The organism is Segatella sinensis (assembly GCF_040095255.1).
Taxonomy (GTDB): Bacteria; Bacteroidota; Bacteroidia; order Bacteroidales; family Bacteroidaceae; genus Prevotella; species Prevotella sinensis.
In genome coordinates, this window is record NZ_JBBNGE010000005.1 from 67,567 (window position 1) to 83,898 (window position 16,332).

Consider the following 16,332-nt stretch of genomic DNA (forward strand, 5'->3'; position numbering starts at 1 on the left):
TTCGCGATTTGATGCAAAATAATAACATAATTTACATTATCAGAGGTGCAAAGTGTGCCCCATGCGGTCTCTCTTGGTCTTGAGATAGCGCTCGTTGTACTCATTTGGTACTACTTCGATAGGCACATTCTCTGTGATTTCGAGTCCATAAGCCTCCAGGCCGACACGCTTTACAGGGTTGTTGGTGAGCAGGCGCATCTTGTGCACGCCGAGGTGGCGGAGCATCTGTGCGCCGCATCCGTAGTCACGCTCATCTGGCTTGAAACCGAGGTGTACGTTGGCATCTACGGTATCGTATCCTTCTTCCTGCAGTTTGTAGGCTGCAATCTTGTTCATCAATCCGATGCCTCGGCCTTCCTGCTGCATGTAGATGACTACACCCTTTCCGGCTTTCTCGATCATCTGCATCGCCTTGTGCAGCTGCTGTCCGCAGTCGCATCGCTTGCTTCCGAGAATGTCGCCTGTGGCGCAAGAAGAGTGTACACGGACCATGATAGGCTCATCTTCCTTCCATTCGCCCTTGATGAGTGCCATGTGTTCAAGTCCGTTGCTTGCCTGGCGGAAAGGAATCAGACGGAAGTGTCCGTATTCTGTAGGCATATCTACCTCTTCGCCCACCTCGATGAGCGATTCCTTCTTGAGTCTGTACTCGATCATATCCTTGATAGAGATGATCTTGAGGTTCCATTCCTTTGCCATCTCCATCAACTGTGGAAGGCGTGCCATGGTTCCATCTTCGTTCATGATCTCCATGAGGGCGCCTGCAGGATAGAGTCCTGCCATTCTGCAGAGGTCAATGGCTGCCTCAGTATGTCCGCTTCTTCTCAAAACGCCGTTGTCCTGGGCATAGAGAGGATTGATGTGACCTGGACGACCGAATGTCTGTGGGGTAGATGCCGGATCAGCAAGAGCCTTGATGGTCTCTGCGCGGTCGTGGGCTGATACTCCTGTTGAGCAGCCCTCCAGCTTGTCCACGGTAACTGTGAATGGGGTGCCGAGCATGGATGTGTTGTCTGATACCTGGTGAGGCAAGTCGAGTTCCTCGCATCGGCTCAGGGTGATAGGGGCACAGAGCACACCTCTTGCATTCTTGAGCATGAAGTTTACCTTCTCCGCGTCGATTTTTTCAGCGGCGATGATGAGGTCGCCCTCGTTTTCGCGATCTTCGTCATCTACAACGATGACAAACTTACCTTTCTGGAAGTCCTTTACTGCATCTTCGATGCTATTTAGTTTAATATCTGCCATTTGTTTGATACTTTTTATAGTTACATTTCCTTTATCTGACTGATGATGTTTGCGTTACTCTGCTTGATGGTGTTCAGGTCTCGGTAGAGTCGGATTCTGAATCGCCACATTCTCAGGTAGAGTACGATGCCCACAGGTACGATGATGGCTGCAAGGATGTTGAGCCACTGGCGTTCGAATGGGCGGGTATGAGCCTTCGTCGCAAGAATAGGGTAGAGGTTGAGATTGTGAAGGATGACCTTGTTCCTGGTATTGGTCAGATCCTCTATCACGTTTTCAAGCTCATCGCTAATGCGTTCAATTTCGTTGTCGGGCTGGTATTTGAAGAACACATTGATGAAGTTTGGAAGCTTCTTCAGCTCGTGTACCTTATTATATATATAGATATCGCTGTTGAGCTTTTCCAGTCGCTGTGCATCTTCTGTATATTTCGGCTCTTCGATGATGACCTCCTTGCCGAAGACGTGGCGTTTGATACGGAGACCGAGCAGTTTCATGAAGAACATCTTATACATCTCCATATTGAACACCGTAGAGTCGTTGCTTGCCTTGTAGGTGACGAATATGGCGATTGGTGCCAGTACGGCTGGAGCCAGTCCTTGACCGAACCAGATGGTCCAGGTTCCCAGTCTCGACATTCGGTAGCCCGTATTGTCGAGGATGTAGAAGATGATGAACACGAATACAGAGATGATGACCGGGAATCCCAATCCTCCCTTTCGGATGATGGCACCCAGTGGGGCTCCGATGAAGAAGAAGATCAGGCAGGAGAGTGCCAGCGTGAACTTCTTGATAGCTTCTATCTTGTGTTGCCTGATGATATAGTCGGCATCGCTCGTAACCATTGCCTTGAAGTTGAGGTCGGTGAGCTCCTGCTGTGCTGTCATCTGTGCATCATTGAGTGCCCGAAGTTTCTTGTCGTTCGAGAGCTTATTATATAAGGTGTCAAAATTCTCCGTTTGTCCCTTCTTGATTTCTTTCAGCGAATCTACCTTGTTTACCTGTATCGTGCGGTAGAATCGGGCATTTGCCTCCGAAAGATAGTTCTTTCCTATGGAATCATACAGTCCGTTGATGGAGTCGATGGAGTGGAAGATCTCCGACAGACTTTTTCCCTTGGCATTGTTGGCAAGCGACGAGGCATCGGTAAGGTTGAAGTCGGCATCAAAGTCGAGCACGATCTTCTTGGAAACGAAGGTCTCTCTTCTGTATGGTACGGCAGCACTGTTGCCGAATTCGCTGCTCTTCATATTCTCAAACCATTCTCCGCTGTAGAGACTCAACACGAGGTGCTTCTTCTCGGCAGTACTTTGCAGCATTCCCGAGTCGGCAAGGATGATGGCGGCATCTTCGTAGCTGTCTGTCATGCGATAGATCATGATGCCGTAGAGCTTTCCTGTATTCATATCCTTCTTCTGCACATAGAGGTTGCAGTTCGGGATTCCATCGTAGAAGATGCCTTCCGGGATTTCCAGTTCCGGACTCTTCTGCTTCATGGATATGAGGAGTTGTGCCAGCTTCTGGTTGGAGTGAGGACCTACATTATTCTGGAAGTAGAAGGATCCGAACATGATGATGACGGTGATGACGATGAGCGAGCGGAAAGCCTGCATCAGAGAGATGCCGGCAGCCTTGATGGCAGTGAGCTCTGAACTTTCGCCGAGATTACCGAAAGTCATCAGTGAGGAGAGGAGGATGGCAAGCGGCAATGCCTGAGGTACGAGCATCAGACCCATGTACCAGAAGAACTGCGCCATCACGTCCATCGAGATTCCCTTTCCGATGAGATCGTCGATATATCGCCACAGGAACTGCATCATCAGCACAAACTGGCAGATGAAGAAGGTTCCCATAAAGAGAAGTCCAAATTGCTTGGCTATAAATATGTCTAATTTCTTAATTCTAAGCATTTCTTTTTTTCTAGTAAGCTGTTTTCTCGTCATTTTGAGGTAAACAGCTATCGTTTCAGCCTGCAAAGTTACACAAAAAAAATAGAAATCCTTTCTTTTTCGCTTTTTTTATATATACAATAGGTGTAAATAGGTCGGAATTTGAGCAAAAAAAAGAAAAAACAAACTTTTTTCGAAAATTTCTCCGAAAAAATTTGGTGGAACCAAATAATTGTTGTACCTTTGCACCCGCAAATCAGAAATGACTTGTAAAGGATGGCGGGATAGCTCAGCTGGTTAGAGCGTCGGATTCATAATCCGGAGGTCGAGGGATCGTGGCCCCCTCCCGCTACATTGAGACACTAACTTTTTAGTTAGTGTCTTTTTTGTGCGCCAAACTTTTCCACATTTTTCCATAAAAGTCTTGATAAAGTTTTCCACAGGGGTGTTGATAACTGTGGAAAAGAAATATAAGTACCTGATAATCTGTTTAGCCTTGTTTGGATAACGATTGTTGATAACCGAATCTGCTAGAAGTTCTTCACATTTATTATCCATACATTTCTTGCATTTTTCAAAAATAAATAGTAAATTTGCCCCCAACTAAGAATTTGAGTCTTTATGAAGCAGCAACAAGTTTACAATTTAAAAGAGTTTGCCGCTCGCCACCATCTTGAAAGTATCTTTGGGGCTTATGCCGCACATATTTATATAGACGATCTATGCGAAAAGGATTTTATAGAGATGGCTCTAGAGCGCACCCTGTTCACGAAACTCGTGTTGGTGACCAGGGGAAGAATCAAAATGGGGGTACTTCAGCAAAATACTGAAGCCAATAATTCCGGCAGGTCGCTTTCGGCAGGTGAATTGCTGGTCGTCTCGCCCAAGCATGTCATTGCTTTTTCCGAGATGTCGAGGGATTTTGAGGCTGAGTGCATCCTGGTGGATGAGGAGATTACGGCCGATGTGGTGTATCAGTTATCGGATGACAAGCAGAAAGCTGCCATCGATATCTTTCACATCATTCGTGATATCGTGCGTCATCAGCACATCTACAAGGTAGAGATGATCCAGTCGATGGTGAATGTCCTGAAGCTTTTGGTTTCGGAACTTCCTTACGAGAATGTATCGGTGACTCGCGATTTACGTCACAAGAAGGAAGTTTATGAGATTTTCCTTCATCTTCTGTATCGTCATTTCAAGACCGAGCGGCAGATCAGGTTCTATGCCGACAAGTTGAATGTCTCTGCACCTTATCTATCTAGGATGATCAAGGATATTTCGGGAACCACCGTGAATGATCACATCACTTCCCTGCTCTATAAGGAAATCTGCAATCTCCTGAAGCAATCGGACATGACGATGGGAGAAATAGCAGACCATCTGCATTTCAGCGATCAGAGTGCTATGACGAATTTCTTTAAGATGAGAGCGGGAATGACGCCGCTGGCATATCGGAATCAAGGCTGATGTTGAAGGCTTTTGCCCTTACACGGCATTTAAGCTTTATGTATAACAAATAACCTGTAAGCTATATTCTTTTGGTGAGAATACGCTTACAGGTTTTTTGTTTGTCAGCTAATAAGCTGACTGGTTATGGAAAAATTTATTTCAGGGTAAATTTGTGTGACTGCAACATCTCCTTAGGATCGAGTGCCTTGTCAAGCTCTTCCTTGCTCAGAATGCCCTGTTCGATGACGATGTCATAAACGGAACGGCCTGTGGCGTGAGCTTCCTTAGCAACCTTAGTACTTTTCTTGTAGCCGATGATAGGATTGAGGGCAGTAACGATACCGATACTGTTCTTTACCATCTCGTAGCAGCGCTCCTTGTTGACGGTGATGCCGAGGATACACTCAGAAGTCAAAGTCTCGATAGCGTTCTTCATCCATGTCAAGCTCTCGAAGAGGCTCTCGGTGATGATAGGCTCCATTACGTTCAACTCCAACTGACCAGCCTCTGCTGCGAAGCTTACAGTAGCATCGTTACCGATAACTTTGAAGCAAACCTGGTTGGTTACCTCAGGGATAACAGGGTTCACCTTACCTGGCATGATAGAAGAACCTGGTGCCTTAGCAGGGAGATTGATTTCGTTCAGACCACAGCGAGGACCAGAAGCCATCAGGCGTAGGTCGTTACAAATCTTAGACAGCTTGATTGCCAAGCGCTTCAGAGCTGAAGAGTAGCTTACGTAAGCACCGGTATCAGGGGTAGCCTCTACCAGGTCGGTAGCTGTTTCGAAGTTTTCGCCAGTCAACTTGCTGAGGTTGGCAGCACAAAGCTTGGCAAAGCCAGGAACAGCGTTCAAACCTGTACCGATAGCAGTACCGCCCATATTTATCTCATGTAAGAGCTTCACGTTGCGCTCCAGATTGAGGATTTCCTCTTCCAGGTTGTTGGCGTATGCATTGAATTCCTGACCGAAAGACATTGGAACTGCATCCTGCAACTGGGTACGGCCCATCTTGATAACGTCTGCATATTCGTCTGCCTTGTAGCGGAATGCGCTGATCAAACCAGTCAAAGCACCTACCAGGTGTGTATTCATGCGAATCAAAGCCAAACGGATAGAGGTTGGGTAAACGTCGTTGGTGCTCTGTCCACAGTTGCAATGGTCGTTAGGAGAGCAGAACTGATAGTCACCCTTCTCGTGACCCATGATTTCGAGTGCACGGTTAGCAATCACCTCGTTGGCATTCATGTTTACAGAAGTACCAGCACCACCCTGTACCATGTCGATAGGGAAGTTCTCATGCCATTTGCCTTCGATGATCTCGCGGCAAGCCTGAGAGATAGAACCCGAAATTTCATCGTTGATTACACCGAGGGTATGGTTGGTCTCGATAGCTGCCAACTTCACGTAAGCGATAGCGATGATGAAATCAGGGTAAGCTCTCATAGTCTTACGGGAAATGTGATAGTTGTTGATACCGCGCTGTGTCTGTACACCGTAAAGTGCTTCATCAGGAACTTTGAGTTCACCTAAAAGGTCTGCCTCTACTCTAAAATTTTTAACTTCAGCCATAATATAGTTAGTTTTGTTGTTTATACTAATGTTATCTATTCTCTAGTTATTGTATTATTTTTATTGATTCTCTGTTTTCGGAAGAAGGAGTTGTTTCCTTTATCCGCTGCAAAGATACGATGATTTCTGTAGATTCTCTTTATAAAAAATGAACCTTAATTTGTAAAAAACGTACCAAATGCGCTAAAATCCAAAAAAAAATAGTAAATTTGCACCGAAACTCTTGTAGAGGCAACTCTTTTAGAGCCTATCAATCTATAAATTTAAACAATACAATATATATGAAACGATATTTATACCTTATTATATATATAGGTTTGGGACTTTCTTTGGCAGCATGCAAGCAGCAGCCAAAGAAGTTTGTCATTGGCGTATCCCAATGCTCCGAGGATATCTGGCGCAACAAGCTCAATGATGAGCTGAAGATGGGAGAATATCTCAATGATTCTCTGATTGTGAAGCTTGCTTCCTCGAATGATGACAATGTGTTGCAGAACAAACAGGTTAATCAGTTCGTGGATGAGGGCGTGGATTTGCTGGTCATCTCTCCTAATCAGCTGAGTGCGATTTCCAAGGCGGTGGAGCGTGCCTACGAGAAGGGAATCCCGGTGATTCTGTATGATCGTATCTCCAATACCGATAAATATACTGCATTCATCGGCTGCGACAACTATCATATCGGTAAGTCGATGGGTACCTTTATAGCTCAAAAGCTTCAGGGTAAGGGACGCATTGTTGAAATCTGTGGATTGGATGGATCTTCGCCTGCCATGGAGCGCCATCTTGGTTTCATGGATGCCATTAAACCATATCCGGGTATCCAGGTGATTGCTTCTGAAGGAGGCAACTGGAAGGAGGAAGGAGGCGTTCAGGCAATGAAGCGCATCCTGAAGAAGACACAGGATTTTGATTATGTCTTTGCTCACAACGATCGTCTGGCATGGGGCGCCTACGAGGCTGCCAAGCAGATGGGGCTGCAGCATCGTTATAAATTTACGGGTGTTGATGGAATGGCTACCAAGGGTGGTGGTCTGGAGCTGGTGCGTGATGGCATCTTCGAGGCTTCCTATCTTTATCCTACCAAGGGTGATGAGGTAATTGCCTTGGCGATGAAGATCCTGAAGCATCAGCCTTTTGAGCGGAAAAACTATCTCAGTACATCTATCATTACCCAGGAAAATGCGGAACTTACGTTGATGGAAGCCAGAGACGCTGAACGACAGGCTCATAATCTGAAAGCTTTGCATAAACAGGTGGATCGGTATCTTTCTGACTATAATTCCCAGAAAGTGATGTTGATAGGCTTGTGCCTGTTCTTGCTGGTTTGTATAGTCGCTGCTGCCATGATTTTCCGCAGTTATGTGGTGAAGGCTAAACTGAATGAGGAATTGGCGAGAACCAATGGAGAGTTGAAAAGAGTGAATGGGGAATTGGAAAGCAAGAACGCGGAGTTGAAACGACTGAACGAGGAGGTGTTGGAACTCACCCATTCCCGCCTGGTGTTCTTTACGAATATCAGTCATGAGCTCCGTACTCCATTGACATTGATTGCCGATCCTGTGGAAATGCTGCTGGAGGACAGTGGTATCAAGGGAAAGAGTCGTGAACTTTTAAAGATGGTGAAGCGTAATGCGGTAGCTCTGCAGCAACTGGTGAGCAGTATCCTCGATTTCCGAAAGATTCAGAACGGAAAGATGGAGTTGATTCTCTATCGCTTCGATCTGGTGAAAGCATTGAAAATGTGGGTAGGCGATTTCCAGCTTACTGCTGAACGTAAGCAAATCAAGCTCCATTTGGATATAACTGATTCTGTCGGTTCTCAGGAGGTGGTTGCAGATAAGGAGAAGATAGCTCGTGTTGTCTTCAATCTTCTGAGCAATGCCTTGAAATATACACCTGCCGGTGGCGATATTTTCGTATCTCTGAAAGATGAGGATGGAAAGTTCCGCCTGGATGTAAGGGATACCGGTAAGGGAATCTCGCAGGAAGAGGCTGGCAAGATTTTCGAGCGTTTCTTCCAGGCTAAGGGAGCAGCAAGCGGTACGGGCATCGGCTTGGCTTTGGTGAAGTCGTTTGTTGAATTGCATCATGGCGAGGCTCGTGTAGAAAGTGAATTGGGTAAGGGATCCGACTTTTTCGTGGTGATTCCTCGTGAGCAGGAGGATAAGTCGCTAGTTATCCACACGGATGTGGATAATGTGGATAACTCTGTAAATGCTTCTTTATCAGAATGTAAAACTTTGATTAGTGAGTCAGAACTGCAATATATCGACGATGGAGAGAGAATAAGTGGAAAAGTACAGCAGGTGCTGAGCGAATATGCGAATAAGCCAACCGTCTTGGTTATCGATGACAACAATGATATCCGTCAGTATGAGCATACCCTTCTGCAGGATGATTATATCGTTCTGGAAGCTGCTGATGGTAAGGAAGGACTGGATGTTGCCAAGAAGGAAGTTCCCGACCTGGTGATTTGTGATGTGATGATGCCGGTGATGGACGGTTTGGAGTTTACCCAGAATCTGAAGACCCATACGGCAACCTCTCATATCCCTGTCATCATGCTTACGGCGAAGAATCTGGAAGAGCATCGTGCCGAGGGTTATGAACATGGTGCCGATTCCTACATCACCAAGCCATTCCACAGCAAGGTGCTCCTGGCACGTATAGAGAATCTGTTGAAGCAGCGCAAACTTCTGAAGCATCTTTTCCAGGGCACTCTGGAGGCAGAGCAGGAAATCGCCGATTCTCATCTGGAAGATCGTGATAAGCAGTTTATGAAACAGCTTCACGCCATCATACAGAAGAATCTCTCGGATAGCGAGTTTGGCGTCGAGGATATCGGTAAGCAGATAGGCTTGAGCCGCGTCCAGCTTTATCGCAAGGTGAAGGCGATGACGGGTTCTTCTGTCGTTGATCTGCTCCGCAAGGCTCGCTTGGCGAAAGCAAAGCGTTTGCTGGAATCCCGCAGTATGAGTGTCTCCGAGGTTGCCTATGATGTGGGCTTCTCTGCTCCTTCTTATTTCACCAAGTGTTTTAAGGATGAGTATGGCATTTTACCGGGAGATGTAGGAAATGTATAATATGACATCATATAATTTACGTAGTTTCTAATAATAACTAATTTTCAGAAGAAAATGAAAAGAAAATCACTTTTATTACTATTTGTATGTCTCACCTTGCTGGCACATGCAGTCAAGGTGAACGTAACGAATGCCGTAGATTTCGTCAATCCACTCGTGGGTTCAGATTCCAACCCCGAGCTTTCTACAGGAAATACTTATCCAGCCATAGCAATGCCTTGGGGTATGAACTTCTGGGTTCCTCAGACCGGAAAGATGGGGGATGGATGGCAATACACCTATTCAGCTAAAAAAATCAGAGGATTGAAGCAAACGCATCAGCCAAGTCCTTGGATTAATGATTATGGTCAGTTCTCTCTCTTGCCTACCGTGGGTAAACCGGTCTTTGATGAGGCGAAGCGAGCCAGCTGGTTCTCTCACAAGGCAGAGAAGGCTATACCTTATTATTATAGTGTCTATCTGGCAGACTATGATGTAACGGCAGAGTTGTGCCCTACGGAGCGCGCTGCCTTGATGGCTTTCACCTTCCCGAAGACTGATCAGGCAAATGTGGTGATTGATGCCTTTGACAAGGGAAGTTGCATTCAGGTGATTTCTACTGAACGGAAAGTAATCGGTTTTTCTACCCGCAACAGTGGGGGAGTACCTGATAATTTCCGCAATTACTTTGTCATCGAGTTCGATCACGACTTTGATGCATTTGTCAGTGTGAAGGATGGTCAACTGATTTCTGCCAGCGAACAGAAGGGAAACCACGTGGGTGCCATCATTACTTTCAAAACCCGTCAGCGTGGAGAGAAAATTCAGGCACGTGTAGCTTCTTCGTTTATCAGCAGTGCTCAGGCTATGCAGAATCTCAAGGAATTGGGACAGGCGGATATGGATCAGCTCAAACAGCAGGGCCGTCAGCGCTGGAATGAAGTTCTGGGAAAGATAGAGGTCGAGGATGAGAGTATCGATCATCTCCGTACTTTCTATAGCTGTCTCTATCGTTCGGTACTCTTCCCTCGTGCTTTCTACGAGAAGGATGCTGCTGGCGAAATCGTGCATTACAGTCCTTACAATGGTACGGTTCAGAAGGGCTATATGTTCACGGATACTGGTTTCTGGGATACTTTCCGCTGTCTCTTCCCTCTTCTCAACCTGATGTATCCATCTGAAAACGTGAAGATTCAGAAAGGTCTTGCCAATACTTATAAGGAGAGTGGTTTCCTGCCAGAGTGGGCGAGTCCGGGTCATCGTGGTTGTATGGTAGGTAATAATTCTGCCTCTGTGGTAGCCGATGCTTATCTTTCCGGTTTGCGCGGCTATGATATGGAGACGCTTTGGCAGGCTGTGGTTCATGGTACCCAGGCTGTTCATCCACAGGTAAACTCTACCGGACGTTTGGGATATGAGTATTACAATAAGTTGGGTTACGTGCCATACGATGTGAAGATCAATGAGAGTGTAGCCCGTACCTTGGAATATGCTTACGATGACTGGTGCATCTATCAGTTGGGTAAGGCTTTGGGAAAGTCGGCTAGGGAGCTGAAGCCTTTTGCCAAGCGTGCGATGAATTATCAGAAGGTGTTTGATAAGGAAACAACCCTGATGCGTGGCAGATTGAAGAATGGCAAGTTTATGTCTCCTTTCAATCCTCTGAAGTGGGGTGATGCCTTTACTGAGGGTAATGCCTGGCATTATACCTGGTCGGTGTTCCATGATCCTCAGGGATTGATCCAGCTGATGGGTGGTAAGGATGCTTTCAATCAGATGCTCGACTCTGTCTTTATCCTGCCTCCTGTCTTCGATAATAGTTACTATGGATATACGATTCATGAAATCCGTGAGATGCAGGTGATGGATATGGGAAATTATGCACATGGCAACCAGCCTGTCCAGCACGCCATCTATCTCTATGGCTATAGCGGTCAGCCTTGGAAGACTCAGTATTGGATTCGCCAGGTGATGGACAAGCTTTATACGCCAGCTCCTGATGGCTATTGTGGTGATGAGGATAATGGTCAGACTTCAGCCTGGTATGTTTTCTCGGCGATGGGATTCTATCCTGTTTGTCCAGGAAGTGGCCAGTATGTGTTGGGAACTCCTTATTTCAAGTCGATGAAACTTCATTTGGAGAACGGCAAGGAAGTAGATATCCAGTCGGAAGGCAAGGGATGCTATGTGGATGAAATGTTGCTGAATGGCAAATCTTACCAGCATAACTATCTTGATATGCGTTCTTTGATGCAGGGAACACAGATTACCTATCGACTTTCTGAGCAACCAAACTTGCAGCGAGGTACTCATAAAGATGATGCTCCTTACTCTTTTTCAAGGAAATAACCGATAGCGATTCAAAAAATCGTTCGGGAAAGGTGCAAAAATCGTTCATTTTCGATGAAAAGAGTGCAAAGTACCATTTTTTTCTAGTTTTTGAACGATAATTATCCATGACTTTCGCTAAATCTTTATACTTTTGCACCAGAAATTTGAAGTTAATAAATTGTTTCAAGTATTTGAGGTAGTAATATTTGCAAGTTTTTAAGTTTAGGTTTTAATGGTTTATAAAGTTTAAGATTTAGTAAGTTCATAGGTTTAGTAAGTATATAGGTTTTAGTTATTTTGGTTTATAGGATTGTTTTTCAGAGGTAATTAGTTTCTTTTAGGTAAAAGATTGTTTTGGGAAAATGTTAGTTAGTTGTTTAAGATTGGTTTATGTTAGTTTTTGGAAAAAAACAGTAAAAATGAAAAAGCAGCTGCAGGAATATGCCTGTCAGCTGCTTTTCACTTTCTATTCGGGGCTTATCTCCTTTTCTTCTTTCATTTCATCTCCTTCTCATCACCTTTCTCATTCTTTCCATTCCTTAAACTCGAGTTCCAACTCCCGGTACTCAGGTTTCAGGGTACTGTTCTCCTTGTCTTCCTTCCGGGCTTCTTCTGAGGTGGCATTGCTTACGGATAGGCCCAACAGACGGATGGGACGGCTCGAAGAGTAATTTACCAGTTGAAGCAGTCGCTTGGCCAGGGGAAGGATATCGTCCTTTTTCGTCAGAATCTTCTCCTGAGAGATGCTGCGGGTAATCTGGGTGAAATCCGAGAACTTCACCTTTAGGGTTAAGGTCCTTCCTTCAAAACCGCTCTTGGCGATTCGCTCCAGCAGTTCAAGAACCGTATGGTAGAGTTCGATAATCACTGCCGACTTGGCATAGATATCCTCCAGGAAAGTCTGTTCGCAGCCTACCGATTTCCGTTCCCGGTAGGTGATGACAGGTCGTTCATCTATCCCCCTTGCGAAATCATAGAAGATGTGTCCGGCTTTTCCGAACACTTCTACCAGATGTTCTTCGGATACTTTCCTCAGGTCTGCTCCGTTGAAGATACCCATGAAATGCATCTTTTGCAGTGTTTTCTTGCCCACACCCCAGAAATCCTCTACAGGCAGCTGGGCGATGAAATCGAGCGCCTTGTCGGGATGAATGGTGCAGATGCCGTCGGGCTTGCGGTTATCAGAAGCCACTTTGGCGAGAAACTTGCAGTAGCTGATGCCAGCCGAGGCGGTGAGTCCGGTTGCCTCCTTGATACGGGTTTTGATTTCTTTGGCAATATCCACCGCCAGTTCTATCCCTTTCTTGTTGTGAGTGACATCCAGAAAGGCTTCATCAATGGAGATGGGTTCGATGAGGTCGGTATATTCCTGGAATATCTGATGTATCTGATGGGATATTTTAGCATAATAATCATGCCGGCAGGGCACGATGATGAGGTTAGGGCAGCGCTGCTTGGCTTGAGCGATGGATTGCGCCGAGTGAACGCCATACTTCCTTGCCTCATAGCTGGCTGTAGAAACCACACCACGAGGTCCGTCGAAGCCAACCGCTACCGGTTTGCCCCGAAGTTCCGGATTGTCTCTTTGCTCTACCGCAGCAAAGAAGGCATCCATGTCGATATGTATGATCTTTCGCTCAGTCATTCCTGCCTTATTTTTCCCAAAAGTACAAAAAAGATGCGTTTCCACAAAATCTAAGCTGTTTTTTATTGTTCGTTAACGTTTTCGGGTATTAGCCTACATGACCCATCGAAACAGGCTGCGTTGAGCATCTCAAGTACTTGCGTTAGCCAACTCAAGTACTTGCGTTAGCCAACGAAGCTATCTGCGTCTGCTTCCGGAGTCGTCTCCGATAGCTTACGGAACCACTTGAGTAAGCTGAACCAAACACTTGACCTCACTGATTCATGCACTAAGGAAGAGGGTAATCGTAATGTGATGCTCAATGCAGCCAGTGCGAATGGTCCTCGTGAGATTCAGATAGGCTTGCCTTCTGCCGATGTCAACGTTTTGGAGAATGGTTTGCCTGTTACTTACGCAACCAATCCTCATTCTGTCAATACCATCTGGCGTGGTGATGCAAGTTTGAGCCATCAGGGCTCAGGGGAGATTGTCCGTGGATAAAACAACCTCTGTTTCTTATTTACCGGTTTGCTGTTTCATTCCCTCAAAAAACTTTTGCTGCAATTGTTTGGCCAGTTGATTATCAGGGTTGAGTTTGAGAGCTTTCTCGTAATCCTGCATCACTTCCAGATAATAGCGTTGACCGTTTTTCCCTGGATTCTGTACGATGCGTACCATATAGAGAAAACCGCGAAGGGTACAGATGTCAGACGGGTCAGCATGCTTTATATTCTCCATCTTGGCAATGGTTTCTTCTGTCTCTTTTAGAAGATTTTCTGTTTGTGGAGCATGCGGATTCATCACGGAATAATTGAGACTTTGCAAAGCTATCTGAAACTTGGGCTGGATGCTATCAGGAAACATATCATCAATACGCTTCATCTCTGCAATACAATTAAGTATGCTCTCTGATGTCGGTTGCTGAAGTTTAGCAAGCGACTGTCCGATAAGCCCCTGCATTGTGGATTGCTGGGCATAGATAACTACAGATGTTGTCATGAAGAAGACAGACATCAATACGAATCGTTTAAAAGTTTGAAATGTCATATGCTTTATTATTTTTAAGTGAAACAAATATGCCTATATATAAAAATCTGTCTCTAGAAGGAACTATCGAACGTCCGTTAGTATTATATCCGAAAATGTTTGTACGGCCGAGGATGTTGTTCAGAGAAGAATAGATAATGACCTTGGGACTTAGCAGATAAGTAAGGTTTATATCTACGCTATTATAATGTGGTGTCTTGGCAATAAGAAAATGACGTCCGCTTGCATACGATTCAGTCAGCCCGATGATTGCTTTGCCGAATGAATATTTTGCTGTCAATCTCAGATTATGCCTTGAGACGTAGTCAGGTATTCGCTCTTCTGTGTATTCGTGATAGAATCGCTTGGAATCGTTGTAGGAATATGAAAATGCTGTGGTCAGATGTTTGAAAAGCGAATGCTCTTCTACAAAAATGTCTATACCTTTACTCTTTCCATATCCTTTCGGTTGGTAAATACCCTTTTCCCATAAAGGCAATCGCTGATATTTTTTCCAGTAGGGTTCTATTCGTATGAGTGTACCAGGCGACTTATATTGTATGGATAGGATAGCATGATCTGCCGTACTTTGTCCAAGAGATTTCTTGTTTGTTGCAAGATAGTCATCTTCTGGAGTCTGGCTATACCGACCGGTAGCAAATGAAAGCTGAAAATTCTTGTTAGGAATATAACATAGTGTAGCCCTTGGCATAAACAGCCAGTTGGCATGAGCCATATATTCTGTCCTTGTCGAAATATTCAGGAACACATGGGGCATCATCCTCCATTGGGCATCAATATGAGCAGCAAGAATATTATAATCCAACTTGTAGCAATCGTTTTCGTACTCCATGAGGCTGTTTCGCAGATAGTCCTCCATTCCTGCCGATATTTTTAGTGCATCCGAGCAAATTTTGCGTATTCCTGTTTTCAGATGTATCTCATTCCTGAAGTTGTAATATCGGTCACCAGCAATCTTCGCATCTTCTATATCGTTGAATACCGATGAGCTTGCCATACCACAAAAGAGCGTGTAGCCAGCACCCCACTGTGCCTTATAGGTTGTGTTGGCATAGATATTATTCTCTTTGAGCGAAAGGTTTTGGTTGTCTATATGCTGTCCTACAGATGTAAAATCATAGCCAACGTATGTTTTCAATATTCCGGCATTTCGGAACTCATTCTTGTATTGTGATTCGCCAGATAGTTTTAGATAAGGCTTGTTGAAATCAAGCCTTTCTGAAAATAACTGATTGTAGATTCCCAAACTTGTTAGTGCGGCATTAAAGGATAAGCTGCTGTGGGAATATGCCTTGGTGCCACCGATGTTCCAGTCAACCAATGATGCGCTGACTCCATATTTGTCACTTGTTGCAGCATCTGATGTTTCCATAGGGAGAACGGAGGAAAGTGCTTGTCCATATTCTCCGCTATATCCACCAAGAGAAAAGTTGATACCTTTAAATATAAAAGGAGAGAATCGTCCACGTACAGCAGTATTTTCAGTGTTTGTACTATATGGAACAAGGACGTGCATTCCGTTAATGAAAGTCTGGCATTCTTCGCTTTCTCCACCACGGACATAGAGCTTTCCGTTTTCTCCCACTTTTTGAGTGCCGGGTAAAGTTTGCAGGGCTGCAACAATGTCCCCGCATGAATTACCTGCCATCACAACATCTAAGGCATCCATAGTCTTGAAGTTGTCACTTTTCCCGAAACTGTAAGTGCTGGCAGATATTACAACTTCTTGGATTGCCGTAGCTTTTTCTTTCATTTGGATAGAAAGATTATGTAACTTGCAGGCATCTGTAGTCTGCATATATTCTTCAAAACCAATCATGGTAATCTTGATAGACGCTTCTCCGGTTTTTGATGTGGAAAAGGAAAACCTGCCCAGAGAATCTGTCAGGCATCCATCAATTGTGCCCATGATGAAAACATTGGCACCAGCAAGCGGTTCCTGACCGCTTTTTACCATGCCTGATATGATGGTCTGTGCAGCCAGGTTGCAGACTGAAGTCAGCAGCAATGCGATATGTATTATTCGATGTTTCATGCCGCAAAGATACTGCATGAAACTGGAGTTACCAAATTCTTAGGATATACAACTAAAACTTATGATAGAAA

9 protein-coding genes, 1 tRNA gene and 1 pseudogene are annotated in these 16,332 nt (G+C 45.0%); 5 read left to right on the forward strand and 6 right to left on the reverse strand.

Annotated features, from left to right (window positions below):
• Positions 1-39 precede the first annotated feature (39 nt).
• Together AAAT87_RS02505 and AAAT87_RS02510 are read right to left on the reverse strand one after the other, a co-directional pair.
• On the reverse strand, positions 40-1,248 hold the full coding sequence (locus AAAT87_RS02505; protein WP_295023825.1) for a bifunctional 3,4-dihydroxy-2-butanone-4-phosphate synthase/GTP cyclohydrolase II: 1,209 nt from the start codon (positions 1,246-1,248) through the stop codon (positions 40-42).
• A 20-nt stretch (positions 1,249-1,268) separates the two neighbouring features.
• On the reverse strand, positions 1,269-3,158 hold the full coding sequence (locus AAAT87_RS02510) for an LptF/LptG family permease (protein ID WP_295023824.1): 1,890 nt from the start codon (positions 3,156-3,158) through the stop codon (positions 1,269-1,271).
• Between the two features lie 257 nt (positions 3,159-3,415).
• Here AAAT87_RS02510 and AAAT87_RS02515 point away from each other — a divergent pair.
• Together AAAT87_RS02515 and AAAT87_RS02520 are read left to right on the forward strand one after the other, a co-directional pair.
• Positions 3,416-3,489: transfer RNA gene (locus tag AAAT87_RS02515), tRNA-Met, on the forward strand.
• 269 nt (positions 3,490-3,758) lie between these two features.
• Positions 3,759-4,607 (forward strand): helix-turn-helix domain-containing protein, encoded by an 849-nt coding sequence (locus tag AAAT87_RS02520; RefSeq protein WP_349225525.1) that lies wholly within the window; start codon positions 3,759-3,761, stop codon positions 4,605-4,607.
• 136 nt (positions 4,608-4,743) lie between these two features.
• On the opposite strand, the gene AAAT87_RS02525 is transcribed toward AAAT87_RS02520, so the two are convergent.
• Positions 4,744-6,162, reverse strand: coding sequence for an aspartate ammonia-lyase (locus AAAT87_RS02525; RefSeq protein ID WP_349225526.1), 1,419 nt, complete (start codon positions 6,160-6,162; stop codon positions 4,744-4,746).
• A 281-nt stretch (positions 6,163-6,443) separates the two neighbouring features.
• On the opposite strand from AAAT87_RS02525, the gene AAAT87_RS02530 reads away from it, so the two are divergent.
• Complete coding sequence (locus AAAT87_RS02530; protein WP_349225527.1) at positions 6,444-9,245, forward strand: substrate-binding domain-containing protein; 2,802 nt, start codon at positions 6,444-6,446, stop codon at positions 9,243-9,245.
• A 54-nt stretch (positions 9,246-9,299) separates the two neighbouring features.
• Positions 9,300-11,573: a GH92 family glycosyl hydrolase gene (locus AAAT87_RS02535; protein WP_349225528.1), complete on the forward strand. Its 2,274-nt coding sequence runs from the start codon at positions 9,300-9,302 to the stop codon at positions 11,571-11,573.
• Positions 11,574-12,078: 505 nt separating this feature from the next.
• Here AAAT87_RS02535 and dinB read toward each other — a convergent pair.
• A complete protein-coding gene (dinB, locus tag AAAT87_RS02540) occupies positions 12,079-13,200 on the reverse strand; it encodes a DNA polymerase IV (protein ID WP_349225529.1) in 1,122 nt (373 codons plus the stop codon).
• A gap of 267 nt (positions 13,201-13,467) precedes the next feature.
• On the opposite strand from dinB, the pseudogene AAAT87_RS02545 reads away from it, so the two are divergent.
• Positions 13,468-13,656 (forward strand): annotated as a pseudogene (locus tag AAAT87_RS02545) (hypothetical protein); the annotation flags it as partial.
• A gap of 39 nt (positions 13,657-13,695) precedes the next feature.
• On the opposite strand, the gene AAAT87_RS02550 reads toward AAAT87_RS02545, so the two are convergent.
• Together AAAT87_RS02550 and AAAT87_RS02555 are read right to left on the reverse strand one after the other, a co-directional pair.
• Positions 13,696-14,226, reverse strand: a complete 531-nt coding sequence (locus tag AAAT87_RS02550; protein WP_349225530.1) for a hypothetical protein — start codon at positions 14,224-14,226, stop codon at positions 13,696-13,698.
• Positions 14,207-16,261 carry a TonB-dependent receptor gene (locus AAAT87_RS02555; RefSeq protein WP_349225531.1) on the reverse strand — a complete coding sequence of 685 codons (2,055 nt, stop codon included), beginning with the start codon at positions 16,259-16,261 and terminating at the stop codon, positions 14,207-14,209. The genes AAAT87_RS02550 and AAAT87_RS02555 overlap by 20 nt, the downstream gene beginning before the upstream one ends.
• Positions 16,262-16,332: the final 71 nt, after the last annotated feature.

Excerpts from the sequence above, each read along its gene's own strand:
- AAAT87_RS02505 (WP_295023825.1), bottom strand. The coding sequence starts at position 1,248 with ATGGCAGATATTAAACTAAATAGCATCGAAGATGCAGTAAAGGACTTC.
- AAAT87_RS02510 (WP_295023824.1), bottom strand. The coding sequence starts at position 3,158 with ATGCTTAGAATTAAGAAATTAGACATATTTATAGCCAAGCAATTTGGA.
- AAAT87_RS02520 (WP_349225525.1), top strand. The coding sequence starts at position 3,759 with ATGAAGCAGCAACAAGTTTACAATTTAAAAGAGTTTGCCGCTCGCCAC.
- AAAT87_RS02525 (WP_349225526.1), bottom strand. The coding sequence starts at position 6,162 with ATGGCTGAAGTTAAAAATTTTAGAGTAGAGGCAGACCTTTTAGGTGAA.
- AAAT87_RS02530 (WP_349225527.1), top strand. The coding sequence starts at position 6,444 with ATGAAACGATATTTATACCTTATTATATATATAGGTTTGGGACTTTCT.
- AAAT87_RS02535 (WP_349225528.1), top strand. The coding sequence starts at position 9,300 with ATGAAAAGAAAATCACTTTTATTACTATTTGTATGTCTCACCTTGCTG.
- dinB (WP_349225529.1), bottom strand. The coding sequence starts at position 13,200 with ATGACTGAGCGAAAGATCATACATATCGACATGGATGCCTTCTTTGCT.
- AAAT87_RS02550 (WP_349225530.1), bottom strand. The coding sequence starts at position 14,226 with ATGACATTTCAAACTTTTAAACGATTCGTATTGATGTCTGTCTTCTTC.
- AAAT87_RS02555 (WP_349225531.1), bottom strand. The coding sequence starts at position 16,261 with ATGAAACATCGAATAATACATATCGCATTGCTGCTGACTTCAGTCTGC.